Source organism: Wansuia hejianensis (assembly GCF_014337215.1).
Taxonomy (GTDB): Bacteria; Bacillota; Clostridia; order Lachnospirales; family Lachnospiraceae; genus Scatomonas; species Scatomonas hejianensis.
In genome coordinates this window covers 2,282,880-2,307,169 of sequence record NZ_CP060635.1, presented here as the reverse complement: position 1 = coordinate 2,307,169, position 24,290 = coordinate 2,282,880, and the positions used below count along the sequence as shown (strand labels likewise).

Genomic DNA, 24,290 nt, shown 5'->3' with positions numbered 1-24,290 from the left:
ATGCGTAAAAGAAAGTCAAATTACCGAAAAGCCTCCAAAAAGACCAGGCGGATGATCCGGTGGTCTGTTGTTGGTGTGGTAGTTCTGGCGCTTTTGCTGTTCTGGGGGTTGTTTTATATCACAGAGGTGGAGGTTGTCGGGAATACCAGGTATACAGAAAAGGAAGTGGAGAATATGGCGCTGGAGGGCTTCTTCGCCCACAATTCCGTTCTGCTTTCCACCTTCCAGGGGCATATTAATCTGGATGATATCCCGTTTATGGAATCCGTAGATGTGGAATACTTAAACAGGAATAAGATCCGCCTGCATGTCAATGAAAAACAGCCCATCGGCTATGTCCGGCAGGAGGATATGGATTACTATTTTGATAAAGACGGTCTGGTGCTGGAATCTCTTTCGGCAGCGGAGTCACAGAGTACGGATGACAGCAACTCCCCGGCCGCCGGACCTGCCGGAGAGGATGGGCAGGCAGAGAGCGGCGGCGCCATGAGCGGAAGCAAGACAGATACCACAGCCTTCCGTCCGGCTTTGACGGACGTCCCTCTGATTACGGGCCTGAATTATGAGAGTGTGGCTGTCGGGGAGATTCTTCCGGTGGAAGATCCTTCGGTATTCAACACCATACTGGCGCTGACCCGTATGATTGACAAATATGAGATTCAGCCTGACAGCGTGGAATTCGCCAGAAATCAGTCAATGACCCTGAATTATGGACAGGTCCGGATCTCGTTGGGCACAGATTCCTATCTGGAGGAAAAGATGACCAGGGTTGCGGCAATATTGCCGAAGCTCTCAGGAATGTCAGGAGTCCTTCATCTGGAAGATTTTACAGACGATACCCAGAACATCATATTTGACCAAGATTAAAGCGCCTTCCGACAGAAAAAAAGTGGGGAAAAAATCGAAAAAACAGTTGATAAATTCAGGAATAAATTATATTATATATCTGTATACGTAACTGATAATGAGATTAAGATACATTTCGAGGAGAATATAAATAGGCGAAAGCCGTGAAGGAGGAAGTACTTTGTTAGAAATTATGACAAATGAAGCAGAATCATCTGCAAAAATCATCGTCATCGGTGTCGGGGGAGCAGGTAATAATGCTGTGAATAGAATGGTGGAGGAATCCATCGGTGGTGTGGAATTTGTAGGCGTAAATACAGATAAACAGGCACTGACACTCTGCAAAGCGCCAACCGTACTTCAGATCGGCGAAAAGATCACGAAGGGTCTTGGAGCCGGGGCTAAGCCGGAAGTGGGGGAGAAGGCGGCCGAGGAGAGCATAGAAGAGCTGAAGCAGCTGATGGAAGGTGCCGATATGGTTTTCGTAACATGCGGAATGGGCGGTGGTACTGGTACCGGCGCTGCTCCTGTTGTTGCCAATATTGCCAAGGAGATGGGCATACTGACCGTCGGGGTCGTGACAAAACCCTTCCGTTTTGAAGCGAAGACCCGTATGAGCAACGCCCTGATGGGTATTGAAAAGTTAAAACAGAGCGTGGACACATTGATTGTGATCCCGAATGATAAGCTGCTGGAGATCGTTGACCGCAGGACAACCATGCCGGAAGCCCTGAAGAAGGCTGATGAAGTGCTGCAGCAGGCCGTACAGGGAATCACTGACCTGATTAACCTGCCGGCTCTGATTAACCTGGATTTTGCGGATGTGCAGACCGTCATGACGGACAAGGGCATCGCGCATATCGGTATCGGCGAAGCGAAGGGAGACGACAAGGCTCTGGAAGCTGTACAGCAGGCCGTATCCAGCCCGCTGCTGGAGACAACCATTCAGGGAGCGAGCCACGTTATTATCAATATTTCCGGTGACATCAGCCTTATGGATGCCAACGACGCCGCCAGCTATGTACAGAATCTGGCAGGCGAGGATGCGAATATTATCTTTGGCGCGATGTATGATGATACCGTTGCAGATACTGCGAAGATCACGGTGATCGCTACGGGACTGGATGATGCGACAGCAAGGCAGGCCAGCGTATCCGATGCCAAGAAGGCGGCCGAGGCCACTAAGAAGAGCGCTTTCAGCAATGCCGGCTTTAAGATGCCGACCTTCCAGATGCCGCAGCAGCAGGCTCCGGCACAGGGGTATAACATGCCGAAGGCTTCAGCGCCTATGACCAGCAATGTACCGAAGAAGGATATCCAGATCCCGGATTTCCTGAAGAACAGAAAGTAAGAATAACAAAGAAAATAGCTATGAAAAATCTCAAAAGTCCCTTGCAGGGCAGGCAGATGCAAACGTGTGATCTGGCTGTCCTGTGAGGGGCTTTTTGGTCGTATACCTCAGTCCCAGAACCAGAAGGGTCCTTCCAACTCCCGGAGACTCAAGGAAAATAAATATCCGATGAAAGAAGAGGAATACGGGCTATCTTAAAATTTCGTTTTTTGCCGAAGAGACTTTAATGAATTATATGAATATGATATAATTGAAATGTATAGTCGGTGTGTTACAGGGCAGTTGGAGCTTTTTTATTGATATTCTAATACATTTAAATAATAGGGGCAAATATTCCCCATATGAAGTTTAACAATAGTCCTGAATAAGCACTTAAAAGAAAAACAAGATCTGAATTGATGATAAGTTTCCAGAGGACTTGTGGTTAGAAAAGGCAATAGGGGTCTTTTCTTTTTTTGTGCTTGTGTAAAGGCTCTGGCGTAGTGAAAGATGTACAAAAAGAATTTCGGAAAAAGCACAAATGTGCTTAATTAAACAAAAGAATTTTGAATAAAAAAAGATGATAATATAAAACTACAAAAATTAAAGATCAAAAGCCGAGGAGGATTGTAAAATGGCTGAAAATTACAGAGAACCGGAGATTATTTTTGAAGGGTGGATGGCTCCGGAAGGTACCGGGATTATTGTGACGGGAGCAGCGTCAGGAATTGGAGCGGCGACGTGCATTCTGGCGGCCCAAGGGGGACTGAAGGTAGCTGCCTGGGATATGTTTGCTGAGGGAATACAGGAAACGATTGAACGAGCCGGGGAATTTGGGGAAAATATTAAAGCTATTCAGGCAGATTTAGGATCGGATGATGCGGTAGATAGGGCAATGAAGGAAACTTTGGATTTCTGTAAGCCGTTATACCTTGCAAATGTTGCAGGGCCTAAGATGCTGAATAGCCAGTGGAATTTTGAAGAAGTAATTGCCCTTGCCCTTGGAATGATTCATCGTGTTTGTCTGGCTTTTGAAGCGACTAATCCGGGACCTGGTTCAGCGATTGTAAACGTTGGGGCTCTGGCCGGAACTTTTGAAGCCGGAGGAGGACTTCCCTGGTATGCGGCAGCTAAAGCAGGAATTACCGGCTATACAAAGCACCAGGCAGTAGCCTTAAAAGGTGAGCCGCGAATGAACTGTGTCTGTCCCGGCGGCCCGATTCATACCCCCAGGAATCATGAAGCGCAGATGGGAGAAGAAATGCAGCATCTGATTTCAATCAATCCCATGGGAAGGGCCGGGCGGCCGGAGGAAGAAGCAACGGCGATTATGTTTTTGCTGAGTCCTGCTTCCAGCTATGTGAACGGAGTAATACTGCCGGTTGACGGCGGACTTTGTCAGGCAAGATAAAGAGGAGGAGAAAAATGGTTACGGAAATCAGAAAAAAAGAACTGATAAAAAATATTGAAAAACTGGAGGCTTATCAGGAAATCCAGAATGAGATGGGAAGAACGATAGCTGCATTTAATTTCAGGGAAGCGGATAAGGTACTTTCACACTTCGCCCTGGAGGCAGAGGGCGTATCTGTGGAAGTAGCGGATGAAGGTGTCTTTGAGGGAAAGGAAGCGGTAGAGACAATCATCAAGGAAACAGTCGGGGCAGAGCCTAAGGCCGGAGAAATGATAGATATTCAATTGACTACACCGATGATAGAAGTGGCTGGTGACAGGAAGAGTGCCAAAGCGGTATGGTGGTGTCCCGGAGGGGGTGCAATTCCCAGGGAGGGAGAGGATCCTGAGGCAATCTGGGCATGGGGAATGCTGGCTGCAGATTTTATAAATCTGGGCGGAGAATGGAAAATCTGGCATCTGCATTATTTTCGATATATCAAGTGTTTATATTCAAAGGGATGGGTTGAAGACACCAGCATGATTCATCGTCTGAATAAACCGGTGCATCCGCTTGCGAAGCCCACTACATACCATAATCCCTATTCACCCCTCTCTGTCCGTGAAGCAATCCCGGCCTGTCCGAGACCCTATGAAACTTATACAGATAACGGCTGGATGCTTGAAAAAGATAAGACAAAATAAAAGCGGGGGATATGGCGAATGGATGATTATATGGAAATTATAAATGAGATGTCTGACGAAGAATTTGCCGCATTGGAGATCAGGATTGAAAAATTGCTCTCCGTGTGGGAAATAAAAAATCTTCGGGGGCAGGCCGCTACGTTCCATGATGACCAGCATATTGGGGAACGACGCAGAGAACTGAAGGCGCTGAAACACCCCAGTTTTGATGTGGAAGGAGAGATGGCGTTCCGAGCGAAAGCGGTAGTGGACAGTCTGGAAGGAAACTCGCTGATTCATCCGCTGACGACACCAGTGATCGAGATAAATGATGATTGTTCAAAGGCCCGTGCGGTGTGGTGGTCCTTGGGGGTAGAAGGTTTATCAAAATTCAGGGAACAGCCGATGGCAATCATCAGCCTTGGGATGGTACCGGGTACCCATGTGAAGGAGGACGGAGAATGGAAAATTCTGTCTGGCGCTTGGCAAAGGACAACAAAATGCGAATATCATAAGGGGTGGGTACACAGCATGGAGCCGACAAATACAAGGCCTCCGCTTACACCGGAGCAGGATAGGAATTTTCTAGGAAAATATGCGTATCAGAAGGATGAGATCAGAAAAGCCGTTCCGGAGCCGCCCCGAAAGGATACCTGGGAACAATTTCCAGAAGAAACAGATAATCAGTGGATGTATATTAATATTAAGTAACCCTGGTAAGAAGTATAAAACGGAGGATGATGTATGCTTAAGTATATTTTCAAGCGGATTTTGATGATGATTCCCGTGTTAATAGGGGTGTCAATTATCGTATTCATGCTTCAAGTTCTAACTCCAGGAGATCCGGCCGATATGGCATTGGGGGCGGATGTTACGGAAGAGGCGAAAGATGAGTGGAGAGAATCTTACAACCTGAATGACCCTATTGTAGTCCAGTATGGAAAATATATGTTTCGTTTGATTACAAAAGGAGATCTGGGGCTGAGCTATCGGTCTGGAACATCAGTGAACGCAGAAATTGCCTATCGTTTTCCGATTTCCTTTCAATTGGCCCTGTACGGGACCATTGTTGCATCCCTGATTGGCGTACCGCTGGGAATTGTTTCAGCTAAGCACAGAGGAAAAATCTTAGATTCTCTGTCAAGGCTGGTTGGAATTGTGGGAATTTCAATCCCCATTTTCTGGTTTTCCTTCCTGATGATTATGCTGTTTGCTGTGAATCTTGGATGGTTTCCGGTGTCTGGCCTCTACAGCTGGAAACACTGGGTGCTGCCGGTGGTTACACTGGGGGTTCTGAGTTCGGCCTCTATCCTGCGTGTTACCCGTTCCTCTGTACTGGACTGCATTTCTCAGGATTATGTACGGACTGCGCGGGCCAAAGGGCAGGCTGAAGGAGTAATTACGAAACATCATATATTGAGAAATGCTATGATACCGATTACTAACAGTATTGGAACGCAATTTGCTAATGGGCTGGGCGGTTCGGCAATTATAGAATCGGTCTTCGTGCTGAATGGTCTTGGAACCTGTATGGTTACAGCAATCAACAGCCGTGATTATGCGTTGCTTCGGGCCTGTGTACTTTTGATAGCGGTAGCAGTATCTGTTGTAAACCTGTTGATTGACGTTATTTATACATTTATTGATCCACGGGTGAAATCTCGTTTTAGTTCAGGCAAAAGAAAAGAAGCAAAAAGAAGGGAGGTCATAGACAATGTCGAAGCAGGCGAAGAAAAACCAACAGGTAAAGCATAGAAGTATGCTGAATGTAGCAATGCGGCGTCTTGTGAAAAATAAGATGGCAATGATTGGCCTGGCGGTGATGCTCGCGATTATCCTTCTCTGCGCTTTGGCAAATATTATTTGCCCAGAAGGTTATGACGCACAGAATATTGCAGACCGTTTCATTGCCCCCTGCAAGCAATATCCGTTTGGTACGGACAGTCTGGGACGTTCCATGGTGGCCAGGATCCTTTATGGTGGCAGGTCTTCATTGATGATTGGTTTCTGTGCAGCAGGTCTCAGCACGGTGTTTGGCGTGATACTTGGCGTGTGTGCAGCCTTTTTCGGAGGAAAAACTGATAACATCATCATGAGAATCCTGGATGTTTTGAATGCAATTCCTGCTATGCTGCTGGCTATCTGTGTCACTGCGATTTTTGGTGGAACGGTGCAGAATTGTATTATTGCAGTTGCCATTGCTAGTATTCCGGGTGCTGCAAGGACGATCCGCGGACCGGTGCTTTCTGAAATGAGTCACGAATATGTGGAAGCGGCACGAAGCATTGATGCTGGGAATGTCCGAATTATGTTTAAACATATTTTACCGAATGTGAGCAGCTTTTTAATCGTGCATTTTACGATGCAGGTAGGGTTTTCCATTTTGACTGCAGCCGGGCTTAGTTTCCTGGGTCTGGGTGTCCAGCCGCCTTCACCAGAATGGGGGTCTATGCTGTCAACGGCAAGAGAATATATGCGGCAATATTCCTATCTTCTGACGATCCCGGGTTTGGCGATTGCGAGCGTGGTACTCTCCATCAATCTGTTTGGGGATGGTCTGAGGGATGCATTGGATCCCAGACTGAAATACTAGTATGAGGAGAGGGATATGGAGAATAATATTTTATCGGTAAAAGATTTAACGGTTCATTATGTTACCAGTGATGCCGGGGTCTGCAGAGCGGTTAATCATATTTCCTTTGATCTGAAAAAAGGCGAAACCCTTGGCTTGGTAGGAGAGACGGGGGCAGGAAAAACAACTGTAGCGCTGAGTATTTTGAGCCTCCTGCAGTCGCCTCCTGGAAAGATAATCAGTGGGAACATAGAATATGAAGGGAAGGATCTGCTGAAAGCAGGCAGGGCAGAAATGCGAAAGATTCGTGGAAAACAGATTTCCATGGTATTCCAGGATCCGATGACGGCTCTGAATCCTGTTGATTGTGTGGGTGATCAGATTCTGGAGGTTCTTTATCTGCATCAGAAGATCAGCAAAAAAGAAGCAAAAATAAAAGCTATTGAGATGCTGGAGATGGTTGGAATTTCAGGGGAACGGTATAATGAATATCCCCATCAGTTCTCAGGCGGGATGAAGCAGCGAGTGGTAATTGCGATGGCACTGGCGTGCTCTCCCAAGATTTTACTGGCCGATGAACCTACAACGGCTCTGGATGTGACCATTCAGGCTCAGGTGTTGGATATGATGAATGATTTGAAAAAAAATCTGGACACGTCAGTTGTGTTGATTACCCATGATCTGGGCGTAGTGGCACAGATGTGCGACAGAGTGGCAATTATGTATGCGGGCGAGATCGTAGAGCTTGGCAGTGCGGAGCAGATATTTGATCAGACGGCTCATCCGTATACCGTCGGATTGTTTAATTCGCTGCCCGGATATGTAAAAGACAGTAAACGCCTAAAACCGATAAAAGGGCTAATGCCAGATCCTGCGAATTTGCCGGAATTCTGTAAGTTTGCTCCACGGTGTGAATATAAATGCGAACGGTGTGAAAAAGAACTGCCTGAACTGATGGAACTTGAGGAAGGACATTTCGTGCGGTGCCTGCATCCACATAAAAAGGGGGTGAAGTGATATGGGAGAATTAATTTCTGCAAAGCATTTGAAGAAATATTTTAATGTTGGTTCCGGTACACTTCATGCCGTTGATGATGTGAACTTTTCGATTAACGAAGGCGAGACGCTGGGCGTGGTCGGTGAATCTGGCTGCGGAAAGTCAACTTTGGGACGTGTGCTGATTCATTTGCTGGAGAGCACAGAAGGCCAGATCATTTATAAGGGGAAAGACATCACAAAAGTGAAAAGGAAGGAGTTGCATGCACTTAGAAAAGAAATGCAAATTATTTTTCAGGATCCGTTTTCTTCCTTGAACCCACGTATGACGATTTATCAGACGATCGCTGAACCTATGAAAATCAGCGGAGAGTTTTCAGCAAAGCAGATAGACGAGGCGGTTATGGGAATTATGGATACGGTTGGCCTTGCAAAGAGGCTAGTGAATGCGTATCCGCATGAGCTGGATGGAGGAAGGCGTCAGCGTATTGGAATTGCTCGTGCATTGGTTATGAATCCGAAGTTTGTCGTATGTGATGAACCGGTATCGGCCCTGGATGTTTCTATCCAGGCACAAATCATCAATCTGCTGCTAGATATACAGGAAAAAAATAGCCTGACCTATCTGTTCATTACCCATGATCTCATGGTCGTAAAGTATATCTCTACTAAAATTATGGTTATGTATCTGGGACAGGTGGTGGAATTCACAGGGAATGAGGAATTGTTTGCGAATCCCAGGCACCCTTACACAAAGGCGCTTTTGTCGGCGGTTCCGGTGCCGGATATTCATTGTCCGCAGGAGCGGATTATGATGGAGGGAGAAATCACTTCTCCGATCGATCCAAAGCCCGGCTGCCGTTTCGCAGCAAGATGTAAAGAGGCAACAGATAAGTGCAGACAGGAAACACCGCGGCTGACGGAAGTTAGTTCAGGGCATTTTGTAGCGTGTCATCTTTGCAAAATTGATAGTAAGGTGTGAGGACACCTGAATATAAAGTGAAAGGAGAAAGAAATATGAGAAAGTGTAGTAAAATCAGTAGGTCTGTACTGGCAGGAATTCTTGCTGCATCCATGCTGGCGATTACTGCCTGTGGAGGGGGTAATGAGTCTAAGAACACCAGTACTAGTACAAGTGGGAATGCAGGGAGCAGTGAGATAGGATCGGGAAGTGCAGCCGAAACTGGCGGCGCAACGACCAAGGACGAAATGGTTATTATTTTTAATGGGGATCACGGAAATGTAAATATGGCTGTTTCAGTTGGAAATAATGCTTCTGCACTGACATCTATGTGTACAAACTATCTGGTGGATAATTATTATCTGGAAGACGGTTCTTACGAAGTAGGAGTCTGTGACCGTAGTTTGGCTGAATCTTATGAGTGGGACGAAGATTATATGGGGATCACTTTTAAGCTCAGGCAGGGTGTAAAGTTTCAGAATGGAGAGGAACTGACTGCGGATGACGTGGTGATGAGCATTGGATTTTTTACTGTTAAGAATGGCATGGAATTTATAGATTTTGACAATGTAAAAGCAGTGGATGATTATACAGTTTATGTTCCGTTTACGGAGCTTCATAAAAGCGCATTGACACAGATTGGGCTGATTGGGATCTGGAACAAAGACTATTATGATGAAGTGGGCGGGGATGAGAATGTATTTTTCCATGATGCGCCGATTGGTACCGGAGCTTTCCAGATTAAAGAATACGTGACGGATGATTATGTTTCCTTGGAGAGGTTTGATGATTATTTTGAAGGAGCTGCTATTCTCTCCAAAATTACAGCCCGGTTTATTGCTGATACGTCTGTGGCATTTTCTGAGCTGGAGACAGGGAATGCGGATTACATATTTGTTCCGGGTGGAACGGATGCAGCAAATGTGTTGAATGGCGACTATGAGAATCTGGCATGTTCGGAAGCACCGTTGGAGGATGCGCTCAGCATCGGATTTAACGGGTATTCAGAAAAACTGCAGGACCTGCGAGTGCGTCAGGCATTGTGCTATGCATTTGACCGTGAGGCCATGGTATCTGTATATGACGGTATGGGTGAGGATATCTATACAATTATGAGCAATAAACCGGGCACAATGACGGATTTCAGTGATGACTGGTTCTATGAGTATGATTTAGAGAAGGCTGCTGCCCTTTTGGATGAAGCAGGCATCAAGGATACGGACGGCGATGGCATGAGAGAGGATGCTGACGGCAACGACTTCTCCATTACTTATCTATACATTGGAACCAATAATATCTATGCTACGATCGGCGAAATTATGAAAAACAGTCTGTCCTCCATAGGTGTAACTCTGGAGCTTGGCGGATATGATGTAAGTACCTATGACGATATGATGAGAAATGATGTAGATTCCTGGGATATTTTTGAAATGGGCCTGGGAAGCATCGCCAGTTCCAATGGCTGGAACTATACACCACAGACTCAGATGAATACATATGCGCATTCGGAGCAGTTTGATTCCTGGGATGAGTATTACAACACCTATATTGAGCCGCTGAATACGACCATGGATGACGAGAAGTGGTGGACCATGTTCCGTGAATTTGAAGAGGTTGCGTTAACGGATTATCTTTATTGGTATCCGATTGTGCAGAGGATGGACAAGTCTGTTTATGCGGCTAATCTAAAGGGGTTAGAAAGAATAGGATGGCAGACCTGGAATCTGACAGGTGTTTATTTTGAATAAAAAAGATTGAGGTACAGGGCTGCTGCATTGTTAGATATCATGTGGCAGCCTTGACTGTTAAAAGGGAATGAGGAATGGATCAAGAACATGATATACCGGAGATTCCTGTAACAAAGGGGCTTGTTTTTGTCAGCGGTTCTTGGCATCAGATGGGAGTACAGTATGGAAAACAGGCTAAAGATGCCGTACGCATAAAGTGTGCCAGCGGTATCGCTAATGCGGTAGATTACTGGCGCAGAAAAGGAACGGCATTGGAAGCAGTACAGGAGTATCAGAAGCTGTTAGAGGAGAAAGCACCTCAAATCAGCATGCTTTGGCATGGGATTGCAGAGGGAGCAGGGCTTGATTTTACAGATATTGGTTTGGCATATATGGATTTTCGCAAAACAGATATGCGCTGCAGTAATATATCGGCCTGGGGGCAGGCCGCAGCAGGTCAGAAAACATATTGCGGTATGAACTGTGATGAGAAAGAACTTGTGAATTATTATGCGCCGACGGTTATAGCCTATCCAGATTGTGGATATCCGTTTATTTCGGCAAGCGGGTTTACCTGCAATTGTGTGTTAAATACTCAGGGATTAGTGCTGATGGCATCTTGCGGTCAAAATGCAATGCCGGAAGATGTGGGGGTGGGGCTGCCTAACTGCATTTCGCTAATATTGTGTGCCGTAAGCTGTAAAAATGCAGAGGCGGCGAAAGAAAAAATATTAGCAGAAAGACTGGGCCCTGGGGGCGGAGAAAATATTCATATTGCAGATAAAGGAGGTAAGGCTTTTGTAATTGAACATACAGCAGCACGGGATATGGTCAGGATGGCTGGAGACAATGGAGAAAAAGACTATTTGCTGGCCACTAATCATTTTATGATACCACAAATGGAAAGTTCAAATTTTTTTGGACAGAAGCATGAAGAATGGATGAACAGTTATTTTCGCTATTGGTCAGAGGAACAGGTACTGGTTGAAAATTATGGGAAGATAGATTTGGAGCTGTTGAATAATGCATTAGGAAACCGGCGCTTTTTTGCCAAGGACCTGTCTGTCCTGGGCAAAAAGAGATGGAAAGTTCCGGAAGCAGTCAGATCAGGGTGGAACGATTTATGGGGTGGAGGCAGCCAGCTCGCTGCACGTCATACCGGAAAATTTTCGCCGGAAATCCGTACAGCGGATGCAAAATGTGTATTTAGTGCGTTAATTTATCCGGAAAGATTGGAATTTTATCTCCTAAATGGGTGCCGGGATAAAACGATGTCCATGAATCCATGGGCAACGGGAGTGTTTACCAAAACTATTATGGCTCATTCAGCGCGGGAAGTTACAGAATCTGTCTGGGAAGAGGCAGCCCGGCGTATTTATGAAGTCTCATGTATGAATGATATGGGAGATTCTCTTAAGGAAGCAAAACTTGCTTATGCGGAGGGAATATACTGGAGAAATCTGGCAATATGTGAAGAGGATTGTGAGGGAGACCTGGAACTATGGAGCCATTCTGCCTCGGCGTTTTTAAAAGCGCAGCAATATGCGTTTTTAAATATTGGGGAAGGAAAATGCAATGGGTTTTAATGAGTTTTTAAAAAAGGATTATGAATGGGAACGGAAAGCCTGTAATAATAAAAAGGGATATCGTTGGGTCTACAGCTATAAAGGTAAGTGGAAGCAATTGAATTTGACAGGCTGGAAATTATGGCTGTATAAGGCTGGACTTTTAATTTTTATGTTTTTCGGTTCATTTGTATTTTTATATGGAAGTTCTATACGGTGTAAAGTGAATCAGGTAAAAGAAAGTGAAATTTTTCTTCTACTGGTATTAGGTGCAATGGCATTCCTATATACCGGGGTGGGGTGTTTTTTGTTTTCCAAGGAAAAGGTGGCAGAACCAGATATTGTCTTGCAGAAACGGCTGATTACCTGGAGTGCCGGAATTGGGTTGCTATTATTAATCATATCGGTGGTCTGCTCTGCTTTGCAGTTCAGGGGCAGATTTACAATTCAGGATAAAGTGGCGATTATATGCCAGATATTGACGGCTGTTTGTGTATTTGTAATTCTGCTGTTGCAGAAATTCTTAAAAGCGACAGACATCTGATTACAGAGAACATCATAAAAAGCACAAAGGTGCGGATTGGCTTAAACTGCGTTCACTGGGCAGGTTTATGCTATATTCGGATTAGAATAATGATGGAGAAGTAATAAAGATGAACATATTAGTAATTGATGTTGGCACATCCAGTATCCGGGGTATATTATATCGGAAAAATGGCGAGAAAGTATTTGCAAAACAAGTAAAATATCAGCCTGTTCATGGGGAAAATGGACGAGTGGAACAGCCGGCGAAAGATTTCGAGGACGCATTAATTCTAATTTTGCGGGCGTTCACAGCGAGGATACACATCTTTAATGCAGAAATAGAAGCAGTTGCAATAACAGCTCAGCGTTCATCAGTAATCCCGCTAGATGCATCCGGCCAGCCATTAATGAATGCAATCATGTGGCAGGATACACGGAACCGTGATATCTGCAGAGGCCTGGAAAAATATGATAATGAAATATTTGCCCTCAGCGGCGCGAAAACGAATTGTGTATTCTCAGGTGGGAAGATGCTCTGGCTGCGTATGGTCAGACCGGATATATATGAAAAGGTATATAAGTTTGTAAATATTCCGGAATATCTCATTCATTTGATGACAGGTGAGTATGTGACAGATCACACCTATGGCAGCCGATCTAATCTGATGAATTTGAGAACAAGGGAATGGGATGACCGTTTACTAGAATTATTTCAAATTGAAAAGGAAAAGCTTTGTACCCTTAGAGAACCGGGGAGCGTTGTCGGAGTGATTACTGAAGAGTTCTCACATATTTCCGGTCTTCGAGAAGGAGTACCGGTAATCAGCGCCGGTGGCGACCAGCAATGTGCGGCAATTGGCCATGGGGCTTATAGAGAAGGGGCAGTCTCTATTGTGACCGGAACGGGAGCATTTTTGGTTGCGGCAAGCCGGCAAATACCTGATAATCTCACGCCGGATATTATCTGTAATTGCTCTTCGATTGCGGGTGAGTACATTATAGAGGCAAACGTTTTAGCCTGTTGTTCTGCGTTTGACTGGTTTTGCCAAACATTCTATGACTGGGAGCGAATTGACTATGGTCAGATAAATCATGAGTTGGAAAAATTGTATAAGGAAGATGTTTCCTGTATTGTCCTTCCGTATTTTCAGGGAAGAAGTACTCCGAAATGGAATGCGGAAGCAAGAGGCGCTTTTTTGAATATTACTTTGGGGACACGGCGTGAAGAAGTTTTAAAAGCAGTTCTGGAAGGGATATTTTTGGAGATCAGCAATAATATAAGCATTTTTAGAAAATATGTGGATGTAAATGCAGCTTATATCAGCGGGGGATTAACGAAGAGTGAAATTATGAACTGCATGCAGGCGGATATTTATGGTATTCCGCTATATCATCTGGAGGATTCAGAATCTACATCGGTAGGAGCTTTGATTGTTGCCATGAAAAACCTGACAGGAAAAAACATTTCCGTTGAAGAAATCTTCGCCGCTGTCCGCAGAAAAGACGCGATTGAAAAATATGATTTTGATGATGAGAAACATCTGATATATCTGCAGAAGCAGGAAAAAATGAATGAATTATATTCCAAAATTTATGAATAGCGGAGGCAGAGATATGAGCAAAATTGACAAAATCTCCAGAGAGAGCTGGATTATGAGCACCTTCCCTGAATGGGGGACCTGGCTGAATGAAGAAATAGAGAACGAGGAGGTAAAACCAGGAACGGTCGCGATGTGGTGGCTGGGCTGCACCGGCATCTGGTTCAAGACTCCGGGCGGCTGTAATATTTCTGTGGATCTCTGGTGCGGCAACGGAAAACGCACCCATGGGGACGGCAGGATGAAGGTGGGCCATCAGATGGCGAACATGTGCGGCGCCCGCGCCATGCAGCCGAACCTGCGGGCGGTGCCCTTTGTCATTGATCCTTTTGCGGTGAAACAGGTGGACGCCGTTCTGGCCACCCATTACCATCAGGACCACATGAGCGCGGAATATGCCGCCCATGTGATCAAAAGTGGTCTGACGACTGTGGATGAGAATGGGAAGGAGATTCCGGTACCGTTCATCGGGCCGAAAAAATCCGTGGAACTGTGGCAGAAGTGGGGAGTCCCTGCGGACCGCTGCATCACTGTGAAGCCGGGGGATTCCATCAAGATCAAGGATGTGGAGATCATCGCCCTGGACTCCTTTGACCGCACCTGTATTGTGACCACAGATTCCCAGGGGCCCGACCGGGAAGAGCTGACGGGGAAATGCCCGACAGACATGGACGATAAGGCGGTCAACTATCTGATTAAAACGCCGGGAGGGAACATCTATCACAGCGGGGATTCCCATTATTCCATTTACTTCGCGAAGCACGGGAAGGATTACGACGTCGATGTGGCGTTCGGCTCCTATGGGGAGAATCCGGTGGGGATGGCGGACAAAATGACCTCCTGCGATATCCTGCGGATGGCTGAGGCGCTGCGCTGCAAGGTTGTGATCCCGATCCACTATGACGTCTGGACGAACTTCATGGCGGATGTGAATGAGATCAAGGTACTGTATGACATGAAGAAGGACCGCCTGGAATACGGCTTTCATCCTTTCTTCTGGGAAGTCGGCGGAAAGTATGTCTATCCAACAGACCAGGAGAAGAGAGCGTACCATCACAGAAGAGGATTTGAGGATTGCTTTGAGGCGCCTCAGAACATACCATTCCGTTCCCTTTTGTAGAAAAGAGGAACAGGGAGGAGGTGGCCGCATGAAACGGGAACGGGCGTACATAGATGAGAGAAGGAGAAAACTCCTGGAAATTGTGCGGAATAACCAGCAGATCCGGATTGAAGAGCTGGCCGTGAAGCTGCAGGTATCCATGCTGACCATCCGTAGGGACCTGCAATATCTGCAGGACCAGAAGCAGCTGGTGTGTGTCCGGGGCGGCGCTGCATTTCCGGAGTCAGAGAGCCGGAACCCGGAGGAAGCGGAAGATGATGAGAGGAACAGGTACCAAAGGCTGATTGCCCGGTATGCGGCTGAATTTGTCGAAGAAGGCGATACTCTGTTCGTTAATTCCAGCGCCAATGCCCTGCAGATGCTGGAATACATTAGGGCGGCAAACGTGACGGTTATCACCAACAACGGACTTGCGGTTCAGGCAAAATATTCCCGTGGTGTGAACCTTATACTGACCGGGGGAGAGGTGCGCCATAACAGGAATGTGATGGCAGGTGATTTCGCCGTGAGGAATCTGCAGACAGTGTATGCGGGTAAAGCGTTCCTGGGATGCTCCGGCATTTCAGCGCATACTGGCCTGACCACGGAGGCGGCAGGGGAAGTGGAAATCAATCAGCTGATGATCCGCAACTCCGGCTGTGAGGTGTACGTGCTGGCAGATTACAGGAAGATCGGGCGTGAGAGTGGATTTATCAGCGCTCCGGTACGGAGTATCCGCCATCTGGTCACTGACGAAAAGGCTCCGGCTGAGGCAATTGCCGGGCTGCAGGCGACCGGCGTGCAGATCCATCAGGTTCATAAAGGGGATTTTAAGGAATGAAAGATTATACGATTGGGCTTTATGAAAAGGCGATGCCGGGTACCTTGAGCTGGCGGGAGAAAATGGCTGCGGCGGGAAAAGCCGGCTACGATTTTATAGAAATCAGCATCGACGAGACGGATGAAAAGCTGGAGCGGTTGGATATGGGAAGGGCGGAGCGGCGGAAGCTGGTGGAGCTGATGTGGGAGACAGGCCTTCCTATCCGGACCATGTGTCTGAGTGGCCACCGGAAATATCCTTTAGGCAGTGAGTCTGAGGCGGTCAGGGAGCGGGGGATGCAGATCATGGAAAAGGCGCTTATTCTGGCCGGAGATCTGGGAATCCGGATCATACAGCTGGCCGGCTATGATGTATATTACGAGCAGGGAAATGAAAGAACCAGAGCGCTTTTCCTGGAAAATCTCCGGAAAGCAGCCGATATGGCCGCCGCGCGCGGGATTCTCCTGGGCTTTGAAACCATGGAAACAGAATTTATGAATACGGTTCAGAAGGCGATGGAGATTGTGCGCCGGATGGATTCCGCTTATCTGAATGTCTATCCGGATCTGGGAAATATCACCAACGCGGCCGCAGACAGCGGCGGAAATGTGCAGGACGACCTGGAGACAGGGCAGGGGCGTATCATCGCCATGCATCTGAAAGAAACCGTGCCGGGGAAATTCCGTGAGATTCCCTTCGGCACAGGCCATGTGGATTTTGAGAAGGGTATCCGGAAAGCCTGGGAACTGGGCGTGCGCCGGTATGTGACTGAATTCTGGTATACAGGAAGCCCGGATTGGGAACAGGACCTGGATTACGTGGCCAGAACCATGTCTGCCATTCTGGACAGGCAGAGTTAGGAGGAGATTTCTGTGAACATAGAGAAAAAAGTGATGGCAAACCTGACAAAATGCTATTCCATTGCCCCGCTCACCTACAGGGGACGGGAGCATATCCTGGTGGCAGCAGAAAAGAAGGATCCCTGTTATCTGTTTGACACAGACGGGAATCTGGAGGACACGGTATGGGAAGGGCCGGGCGGTGTCATGAGTATGGTGCAGGTTCCGGGCAGCGACGGATTATTCCTTGCCACGCATAAATTTTATTCGCCCAACGATTCTAAGGAAGCGAAAATTGTGGTGGCAGTTCCGGTTTCCGGGGGAAACTGGCAGGTCAGGACACTGGCGGAGCTGCCACATGTCCACCGTTTCGATATCGTGAGCAGGAACGGATTTAAGTATCTGATCGCCTGTACGCTGAAATCAGGCCACGAGTACAAGAATGACTGGTCGAAGCCCGGTAAGGTCTATGCGGCAGTCCTGCCGGAAAGCCTGGACGGTTATGATGAAGGGCACCAGCTAAAGCTGGAGGTCGTTAAGGATGGCATGCTGAAAAACCACGGTTACTATAGAATCGGGGGAGAAGAGGGTGATACCTGCCTGATCGCCTGTGACAGCGGCGTCTATCAGTTTATTCCTCCGGAGGCGCCGGGCAAGGCATGGGAGATCCGGCGTCTGACAGAGGAGGCGGCCAGCGATGCGGTGCTGGTGGATATGGATCAGGACGGAATCGGGGAGCTGGCCGTAATTTCGCCATTCCACGGGCAGCATATCTCCTTCTACAAGCATAGGGAGGCCGGATATGAAAAGATTTACAGCTATGACAGGGCAGATTTTGCCCACGCGATCTATGGCGGGATGCTGGCAGGCCGGCCTTCCGTGGTCATCGGGCACCGGGAAGGCGAGAGGAGCCTGTTGTTGTTTACTTATGACAAGGAGAAAAAAAGCTACCGGGCGGAAGTCCTGGACACGGGCTGCGGGCCGGCCAATGTCTGTCACTATATGAAGGATGGGAAGGATGTCCTGATCGCCGCCAACCGCGAGATTGACGAGGTGGCCATGTACAAGCTTTCGGATAAATAAAAGAGGTGGGAATATGCTGGGGCAATTAAAAGAAGATGTATACCGTGCAAATATGGAGCTGCCGAAAAGGGGGCTTGTAACCTATACCTGGGGAAATGTCAGCGGGATAGACCGCGGCAGCGGCTGTTTCGTCATTAAACCCAGCGGGGTGAGCTATGACAGGCTGCGGCCGGAGGATATGGTGGTGGTGAATCTCCAGGGAGAGTGTGTGGAAGGCAGCTGCCGCCCGTCCTCCGACACACCGACTCATTTGGAGCTGTACAGAAAATATCCCCGGATCGGGGGGATTGTGCATACGCATTCCTCCTGGGCCACTTCCTGGGCACAGGCAGGGAGAGATATCCCATTATACGGAACGACACAGGCAGACTATTTCTTCGGGCCGGTGGCCTGCGCGAGGGAGCTGACGGATGAGGAAATCGACGGAGAATATGAGAAAAATACGGGCCTGGTGATGATCGAATGCCTGGAAGCGCGAAAGATGAACCCGGAGTATCATCCGGGCATGCTGGTGAAGAACCATGGCCCCTTTACCTGGGGAAAGGATGCGGCTGAAGCAGTGCACAACGCGGTGGTTCTGGAGGAGATCGCGAAGATGGCGTTCCGGACGGAGCAGTTAAATCCTGAAGCGGTGCCTGCAGGGCAGGCGCTGATTCAAAAGCATTTTTACCGCAAGCACGGAGAAAATGCCTATTATGGTCAAAACTGACAGGAGAAAGAGGAAAAGTTTATGCAGAAAGTACCGTTTAGCGAGGGCGAACTGAAGGTCCGCCGCGTGATCCCGAATCCCCGGGGAACCATCGGTGTGCCGGTGTACAGCGCTCCGGTTACGGCCGGAACGAATATTAAGGAGGCCATCTTCCGGAAAGTCCCGGTGTTTCTTCCGGATTTTAAGCATTATCAGTTTTTCACGCCCAGAGTTGTCCCGGATAATGAGGCCAGAGGCTTTGTGGCGGACGGCGGGGATCCGGTACGACATCCGGAGGGCTTTAAGGATATGTTCGGGATCAACTGGCTGTTTATTGAAGTGGCCGGAGGGGCCATGGTGGAACCGGGGAATCCTCTGATGCAGGACATGAATGAGTGGAAAGAGAAGGTGCGGTGGCCGAAGATTGATTCCTGGGACTGGGAAGGTCAGGCGGCGCTCAGCAGGGAATTCGTGAATGATCCGGAGCTGGCGGTTGTCCCGGTAATTATGAGTGGTTTTTTTGAACGGATGATCTCTATGATGGATTTTGAAAATGCGGCCCTGGCTCTGATCGATGAAGATCAGGAAGAGGCTGTTCACGGGTTTTTAGACCGTTTAGCTGATCTGTACTGTGGGCTGATTGATAAGTATACAGAGTATTTTCACGTGGACGGGATCTGTATCCATGACGACTGGGGCAGCCAGCGGGCGCCGTTTTTCTCCCTTCAGACGGTCCGTGAGATGCTGGTTCCCCACATCCGTAAGGTGACGGATTATGCCCATGGAAAAGGGCTGTTCTATGACATGCATTCCTGCGGGCAGATTGAGGCGCTGATCCCGGCCATGATTGAAGCGGGAGTTGATTCCTGGACGGGTCAGGATATGAATGATAAGCGGAAGCTGTACCGCCAGTATGGAAAGGAGCTTCTGATCGGTGTGGAGACTCCCGTGATTCCGGCAGAAATGCCGGAAGCGGAGGTGGAGAAGGCAGCCAGGAAATTTGTGGATGAATTCTTGAATCCGGGAGCGCCGTGTATGATCGGGGACCGCTCCCAGATCCATCATCCGCATTTTTATGAAAAGCTGTACCGGTATTCCAGAGAACGGTTACTGGGATTTTCGCAGTCAGACGCCGGAGAATGCAATGACAGAGGATAGCGGGAAACGGTCCGGGGCGGAGACCGCCAGACGGTATGTATTATTTATGATCAGCCTGTTTTTTTCGGCACTGGGCGTCGCGTTTACAAAAAAGGGAGAGCTGGGCGTATCGCCCATTTCGTCTGTGGCAAATGTGCTCAGCATCCGGTTTGACGCACTGTCTCTGGGTAACTGGCTGATTGTCTGGAACTGTGTGCTGATCCTGGGCCAGATTGTAATATTGAGAAAAAAATTCCAGTGGATACAGCTGCTTCAGGTTCCTCTGTCTGTGTTGTTTGGATGTTTTACTGATTTTGGAATGTGGCTGGTGTCGCCTGTCAGAGTGGAAGGCTATCCGGCCAGACTGGCCATGGTGGCAGCAGGGACTGTGATTCTGGGATTTGGGATTTCGCTGTCAGTCATAGCGAATGTCATTATGAATTCTGGGGAAGCGTTTGTAAAAGCGGCGGCGGATACTCTTCACAGAGAGTTTGGCTCGGTTAAAATTATCTTTGATGTGGGCTGTGTGGCGCTGGCGGCAATCCTGTCTCTGGCATTCATCCATGGGACAGTAGCAGGCATCAGAGAGGGAACCGTCATAGCCGCGCTCTGTACGGGAATGATAGTTAAGGTTTTCAGGGGCAGGCTGGAAAAAGGGCTGGACCGGCTGCTTAAATGGCAGAGAGGTAATTGATCACGCACTGCATTTCCGGGGAGCACCATTTATCGCGGTGGTATAAAAGCTGAACCCAAATATCCGTGGAGAAATCCCTGATATCCAGCCTGGATATTTCTCCGGCTTCCACCGCTTTCTGAGTGACGAAGTCGGGGAGGAAGGAAAGCCCCATATCCTGTCCCACGAGGCGGCAGATCAGCGGTGTATCGCCGATTTCCAGAAACGGGCGGATCTCCAGGGAGCGGCTGGCAAGATGCTCTTCCAGGAGCTTACGATAGCTCATGCCTTTTTCCGTGAGGATAAATGGCTGGTCCGCGAGCTCGGCCATATATATGCTTTTCTTCCCGCACAGCGGATTGCGGGAGGAAGCGATAAAATGCGCGGATACCTGTTTTTCGGCGGCGATCCTGTAATTCTGGTTGTAGATGTGCTTATCCAGCGTATAGACCAGATCTGTCTCGTTCTGGTTCAGAAGGCGGAACATCTCTTCCGTGCTGGCGGAGGTTACCTTCAGGGTGATGCCGGGATATTGCCGGTGGAAGGCCTCGAATTGGCGGCCAAACAGCCAGTGGCACAGGGAGGAGGCGGTCGCAATCCGGATATGGCCGCCGATCTGGCGCTGCCCGTCCGCCACTTTTTTCATATCTCCCGTGAGCTTGAGGATCTCATGGCACAGCGCCAGGATCTCGCTTCCGCGGGCGGTCAGCTTGACCGTGTGATTGACCCGTTCAAACAATTGGATTCCCAGAGCCTCTTCCAGCTGCCGGATCTGGAAGGAAACGGTGGACTGGGAGTATCCGAGCTTTTCGGCCGCTTTTGTAAAGCCGCCCAGCTCTGCAGTCTGTATAAAGGTTTCCAGATTCTTAATTTCCATCTTTGATAGTTCTCCATCGAAAATTTACATGTATATAAGCAAAAGCATCAATTTTACAAATGTATACTGGCATTATATACTAAATAATATGGGGTTTCAAGTGCTGAATAAAATTGTGTGATTCCGGGCCGGTGTTCACGAGGCTGCTGCGCGGGATATTTTTGTGAGAGCTTTTTTACCCCACAGCGACTGTGATTGAGGGAGGAAGAACTGTTGAAAGAACGAGAGAAATTCAGCTCGCGTCTTGGGTTTATCCTGGTGTCTGCGGGATGTGCCATCGGGCTGGGAAATGTGTGGAAATTCCCCTATATGGCTGGGAAATTCGGGGGAGCTGCATTTATATTGATTTACCTGGTGTTTCTGGTGATTCTGGGCCTGCCCATCCTGATCTGTGAGTTCGCCGTAGGGCGTGCCAGCCGCAGGAGTACGGCGAAAGCCTTTCATATGCTGGAGCCTGAGGGCTCTAATTTCCACAAATTCAGTTATATGAGCATGGTGTCTAATTATGTGCTGATGTTTTTCTATACGATGGTTTCCGGCTGGATGATGTATTATTGCTACGCCACCGCCTCGGGCAGGCTGGCGGGTAAGGATACCCAGGCTGTTGCGGATTACTTTTCCGGCCTGAAGGCTTCGCCGGGGACGATGACCTTCTGGATGGTTCTTGTGGTCGTGCTGTCCTTCGGCATCTGCGCCCTGGGCGTGCAGAAAGGGCTGGAGAAGATCGTTAAGGTCATGATGATCTGCCTCCTGGCGCTGATTACGGTCCTGGCGGTACACTCTCTGAGCCTGGACGGCGCCGCGGAAGGTGTGAAATTTTATCTGGTGCCTGATTTTGATGCCATGAAAGAGATCGGGATAGGGAACGTCATATTCGGGGCCATGTCTCAGGCGTTTTTTACCCTGAGCATCGGCGCCGGTTCCATGACGATTTTTGGAAGCTATCTGGAAAAGAAGCGTTCGCTGGCGGGAGAGTCTATACATATCACGATTCTGGATACCTTTGTGGCGCTGATGGCCGGATTAATCATCATCCCGGCTTGCTTTGCCTTTGGCGTAGAGCCGGATGCGGGGCCGGGGCTGATCTTTATCACGCTGCCGAATGTGTTCAACCAGATGGCCGGAGGAAGGATCTGGGGATTTTTATTCTTCCTGTTCATGTCCTTCGCTTCACTGTCAACGGTCATCGCGGTGTTTGAGAACATACTCTCATACGCGATAGACCTCCGGGGCTGGAGTCGAAGGAAGGCTGTGGTTGTGAACCTGATCCTGATGATCGGCCTTTCCATGCCGGCCATCCTGGGCTTTAACGTACTGTCGGGCGTACAGCCGCTGGGGGCGGGAACCAGCATCATGGATCTGGAGGATTTTATCGTATCCAACAACATCCTGCCGCTGGGCTCCGTTGTCTATGTGATGTTCTGCGTGTCGCGGTATGGCTGGGGATTCGACGGATTTCTCCGGGAGGTTAACACAGGCGACGGGATTCAATTCCCAAAGGGCATCCGGTACTACATGCTGTTCGTCATTCCGGCTGTTATCCTGGTGATTTATCTGAAAGGATACTATGATATGTTCTGCCAGAAAGGGCCGGTGACACTGGCGCTGTGGATGGTGATAGGCGTTCTGGTGCTGGCGCTCGTCGGGTGGTTTATATTTGGCAGAAAGAAACGAACAAAAAAATGTTGATTTTTACTCGAATATACAGCTACAGGTGAAAGTAAAAGGGAACCGGCGGGTTCCCTTTTTGCATGGTTTTCTTTAATTAATGCCTGCGTCTGTCACAGGCCTCACAGAACCTCTGACGGTCAGCTGCGTGCCGATCCTTGTCTTGGTGGTGCGCACAATCGCGGACGGGTCATTTTTGATCTTGCCGATCAATGAAACGATGGCGTCCACGGCGGCAGTGCCGAAGGAATATCTGGGCACGTTGACAGAGGTCAGAGGCGGCTGGGTCAGGCTGGTATTGGGCCTGTCGTTGAAGCCGATCAGGGAGATATCTTCCGGGACCCGCAGTCCGGCCGCCTGGAACGCCCTCAGAGCGCCCACGGCAATTGTATCGTCATCACATACGAAAGCGGTCGGCAGAGGGACGTTTTCCCTCAGAAGGGCCGAGATATCCAGATAGCTGCTTTCTTCCGCATAACGGACCCGGTAGATGTACCGCGGATCCAATTCCAGGCCGAATCTGGCCAGCGCTTCCTTATAGCCCCGTTCCCGTTCGCCAAAACTGCTGATATAATCCTCGCTCTGGAGGTAGCCAATGGCCTGATGGCCCTGGTGGACCAGGTATTCGATGGCCTGGTGGGTTCCAAGCTGGTTGTTGATGGACACGGTGTTGATGTTGAGATGTGAGAAATCGTTATCTATGGCCACGTAGGGGATCGTCAGGCCGGAAAAATATTCAATGTCTTCTTCCAGCATCTCCGTGGCGAACAGAATGACTCCGCTGGCGTTCATCTGATTCAGGCTCTCAATCTGTGGCCTGACAGGAGAATGGGAGTCTATCGTCCTCATCATAATATAATACCCGAATTTCCTGGCCTGGGCTTCGATGCTCTCCATCAAAAGCAGGAAGAACGGATGCTGGTTCAGCACCCTGCCATGCCGGAGATAAACCACGAAGCACAGCATCTGCTGTTGTACAAAGGCCTGCTGCTCCTGCTGGGCAGATTTTATTAAATTGTCGTAACCCATCTCGCCCAGCTGGTGCAGGACGCGTTCTCTGGTTTTTGAAGATATTCCGGGCTTGTTGTTGATAATCATGGAAAATGTCGCCGGGGATATTTTCAGCATATGCGCGAGTTCTCTATTCGTCATCTGAGGGCCTCCTCGATGTAGTCGTATACATTTCATACTAATGTAAATATCTGCATTAATT

23 protein-coding genes are annotated in these 24,290 nt (G+C 48.5%); 21 read left to right on the top strand and 2 right to left on the bottom strand.

Features of this window, described 5'->3' with window-relative positions; all coding sequences use genetic code 11:
- The 20 genes from H9Q79_RS10705 (at position 1) to H9Q79_RS10610 (ending at position 20,553) form a co-directional block, all read left to right on the top strand.
- The gene (locus H9Q79_RS10705) at positions 1 to 867 is read left to right on the top strand and encodes a cell division protein FtsQ/DivIB (protein ID WP_249328261.1); all 867 of its coding nucleotides are present in this window, start codon (positions 1 to 3) and stop codon (positions 865 to 867) included.
- A gap of 172 nt (positions 868 to 1,039) precedes the next feature.
- Complete coding sequence (ftsZ, locus tag H9Q79_RS10700) at positions 1,040 to 2,197, top strand: cell division protein FtsZ (protein WP_118648021.1); 1,158 nt, start codon at positions 1,040 to 1,042, stop codon at positions 2,195 to 2,197.
- Between the two features lie 613 nt (positions 2,198 to 2,810).
- Positions 2,811 to 3,587: an SDR family NAD(P)-dependent oxidoreductase gene (locus tag H9Q79_RS10695; RefSeq protein ID WP_249328260.1), complete on the top strand. Its 777-nt coding sequence runs from the start codon at positions 2,811 to 2,813 to the stop codon at positions 3,585 to 3,587.
- A 14-nt stretch (positions 3,588 to 3,601) separates the two neighbouring features.
- On the top strand, positions 3,602 to 4,270 hold the full coding sequence (locus tag H9Q79_RS10690) for a nuclear transport factor 2 family protein (protein ID WP_249328259.1): 669 nt from the start codon (positions 3,602 to 3,604) through the stop codon (positions 4,268 to 4,270).
- 18 nt (positions 4,271 to 4,288) lie between these two features.
- On the top strand, positions 4,289 to 4,960 hold the full coding sequence (locus H9Q79_RS10685) for a nuclear transport factor 2 family protein (RefSeq protein ID WP_118648003.1): 672 nt from the start codon (positions 4,289 to 4,291) through the stop codon (positions 4,958 to 4,960).
- A 33-nt stretch (positions 4,961 to 4,993) separates the two neighbouring features.
- Positions 4,994 to 6,004: an ABC transporter permease gene (locus H9Q79_RS10680; protein ID WP_118648005.1), complete on the top strand. Its 1,011-nt coding sequence runs from the start codon at positions 4,994 to 4,996 to the stop codon at positions 6,002 to 6,004.
- On the top strand, positions 5,964 to 6,842 hold the full coding sequence (locus H9Q79_RS10675) for an ABC transporter permease (protein WP_249328258.1): 879 nt from the start codon (positions 5,964 to 5,966) through the stop codon (positions 6,840 to 6,842). The genes H9Q79_RS10680 and H9Q79_RS10675 overlap by 41 nt, the downstream gene beginning before the upstream one ends.
- Positions 6,843 to 6,857: 15 nt before the next feature.
- Positions 6,858 to 7,838 (top strand): ABC transporter ATP-binding protein, encoded by a 981-nt coding sequence (locus H9Q79_RS10670; RefSeq protein WP_249328257.1) that lies wholly within the window; start codon positions 6,858 to 6,860, stop codon positions 7,836 to 7,838.
- A gap of 1 nt (position 7,839) precedes the next feature.
- Positions 7,840 to 8,799, top strand: coding sequence for an ABC transporter ATP-binding protein (locus H9Q79_RS10665; RefSeq protein WP_118648009.1), 960 nt, complete (start codon positions 7,840 to 7,842; stop codon positions 8,797 to 8,799).
- Positions 8,800 to 8,834: 35 nt separating this feature from the next.
- Positions 8,835 to 10,526 (top strand): ABC transporter substrate-binding protein, encoded by a 1,692-nt coding sequence (locus H9Q79_RS10660; RefSeq protein ID WP_118648011.1) that lies wholly within the window; start codon positions 8,835 to 8,837, stop codon positions 10,524 to 10,526.
- A 74-nt stretch (positions 10,527 to 10,600) separates the two neighbouring features.
- A complete protein-coding gene (locus H9Q79_RS10655; protein ID WP_249328256.1) occupies positions 10,601 to 12,091 on the top strand; it encodes a C45 family autoproteolytic acyltransferase/hydrolase in 1,491 nt (496 codons plus the stop codon).
- A complete protein-coding gene (locus tag H9Q79_RS10650) occupies positions 12,081 to 12,614 on the top strand; it encodes a hypothetical protein (protein ID WP_249328255.1) in 534 nt (177 codons plus the stop codon). The genes H9Q79_RS10655 and H9Q79_RS10650 overlap by 11 nt, the downstream gene beginning before the upstream one ends.
- Positions 12,615 to 12,723: 109 nt before the next feature.
- On the top strand, positions 12,724 to 14,196 hold the full coding sequence (locus H9Q79_RS10645) for an FGGY-family carbohydrate kinase (protein ID WP_118648017.1): 1,473 nt from the start codon (positions 12,724 to 12,726) through the stop codon (positions 14,194 to 14,196).
- Positions 14,197 to 14,209: 13 nt separating this feature from the next.
- Complete coding sequence (gene ulaG, locus H9Q79_RS10640; RefSeq protein ID WP_249328254.1) at positions 14,210 to 15,313, top strand: L-ascorbate 6-phosphate lactonase; 1,104 nt, start codon at positions 14,210 to 14,212, stop codon at positions 15,311 to 15,313.
- 28 nt (positions 15,314 to 15,341) lie between these two features.
- Entirely contained in the window at positions 15,342 to 16,133 is a 792-nt protein-coding gene (locus tag H9Q79_RS10635; protein WP_249328253.1) for a DeoR/GlpR family DNA-binding transcription regulator, read from the top strand.
- Positions 16,130 to 16,972, top strand: a complete 843-nt coding sequence (locus H9Q79_RS10630; protein ID WP_118647704.1) for an L-ribulose-5-phosphate 3-epimerase — start codon at positions 16,130 to 16,132, stop codon at positions 16,970 to 16,972. Before H9Q79_RS10635 ends, H9Q79_RS10630 begins: the two co-directional genes overlap by 4 nt.
- A gap of 12 nt (positions 16,973 to 16,984) precedes the next feature.
- The gene (locus tag H9Q79_RS10625) at positions 16,985 to 18,034 is read left to right on the top strand and encodes a hypothetical protein (RefSeq protein WP_249328252.1); all 1,050 of its coding nucleotides are present in this window, start codon (positions 16,985 to 16,987) and stop codon (positions 18,032 to 18,034) included.
- 13 nt (positions 18,035 to 18,047) lie between these two features.
- A complete protein-coding gene (locus H9Q79_RS10620; RefSeq protein ID WP_118647702.1) occupies positions 18,048 to 18,743 on the top strand; it encodes an L-ribulose-5-phosphate 4-epimerase in 696 nt (231 codons plus the stop codon).
- Positions 18,744 to 18,764: 21 nt separating this feature from the next.
- On the top strand, positions 18,765 to 19,880 hold the full coding sequence (locus tag H9Q79_RS10615) for a uroporphyrinogen decarboxylase family protein (RefSeq protein ID WP_118647700.1): 1,116 nt from the start codon (positions 18,765 to 18,767) through the stop codon (positions 19,878 to 19,880).
- A complete protein-coding gene (locus tag H9Q79_RS10610; protein WP_118647698.1) occupies positions 19,867 to 20,553 on the top strand; it encodes a YczE/YyaS/YitT family protein in 687 nt (228 codons plus the stop codon). The genes H9Q79_RS10615 and H9Q79_RS10610 overlap by 14 nt, the downstream gene beginning before the upstream one ends.
- Here H9Q79_RS10610 and H9Q79_RS10605 read toward each other — a convergent pair.
- Positions 20,531 to 21,409, bottom strand: coding sequence for a LysR family transcriptional regulator (locus H9Q79_RS10605; RefSeq protein ID WP_118647696.1), 879 nt, complete (start codon positions 21,407 to 21,409; stop codon positions 20,531 to 20,533). The genes H9Q79_RS10610 and H9Q79_RS10605 overlap by 23 nt on opposite strands.
- A gap of 213 nt (positions 21,410 to 21,622) precedes the next feature.
- Here H9Q79_RS10605 and H9Q79_RS10600 point away from each other — a divergent pair, with 213 nt between their 5' ends.
- The gene (locus H9Q79_RS10600) at positions 21,623 to 23,098 is read left to right on the top strand and encodes a sodium-dependent transporter (RefSeq protein ID WP_330596798.1); all 1,476 of its coding nucleotides are present in this window, start codon (positions 21,623 to 21,625) and stop codon (positions 23,096 to 23,098) included.
- 72 nt (positions 23,099 to 23,170) lie between these two features.
- Here H9Q79_RS10600 and H9Q79_RS10595 read toward each other — a convergent pair whose 3' ends face one another.
- Positions 23,171 to 24,229, bottom strand: a complete 1,059-nt coding sequence (locus tag H9Q79_RS10595; protein ID WP_118647694.1) for a LacI family DNA-binding transcriptional regulator — start codon at positions 24,227 to 24,229, stop codon at positions 23,171 to 23,173.
- Positions 24,230 to 24,290: the final 61 nt, after the last annotated feature.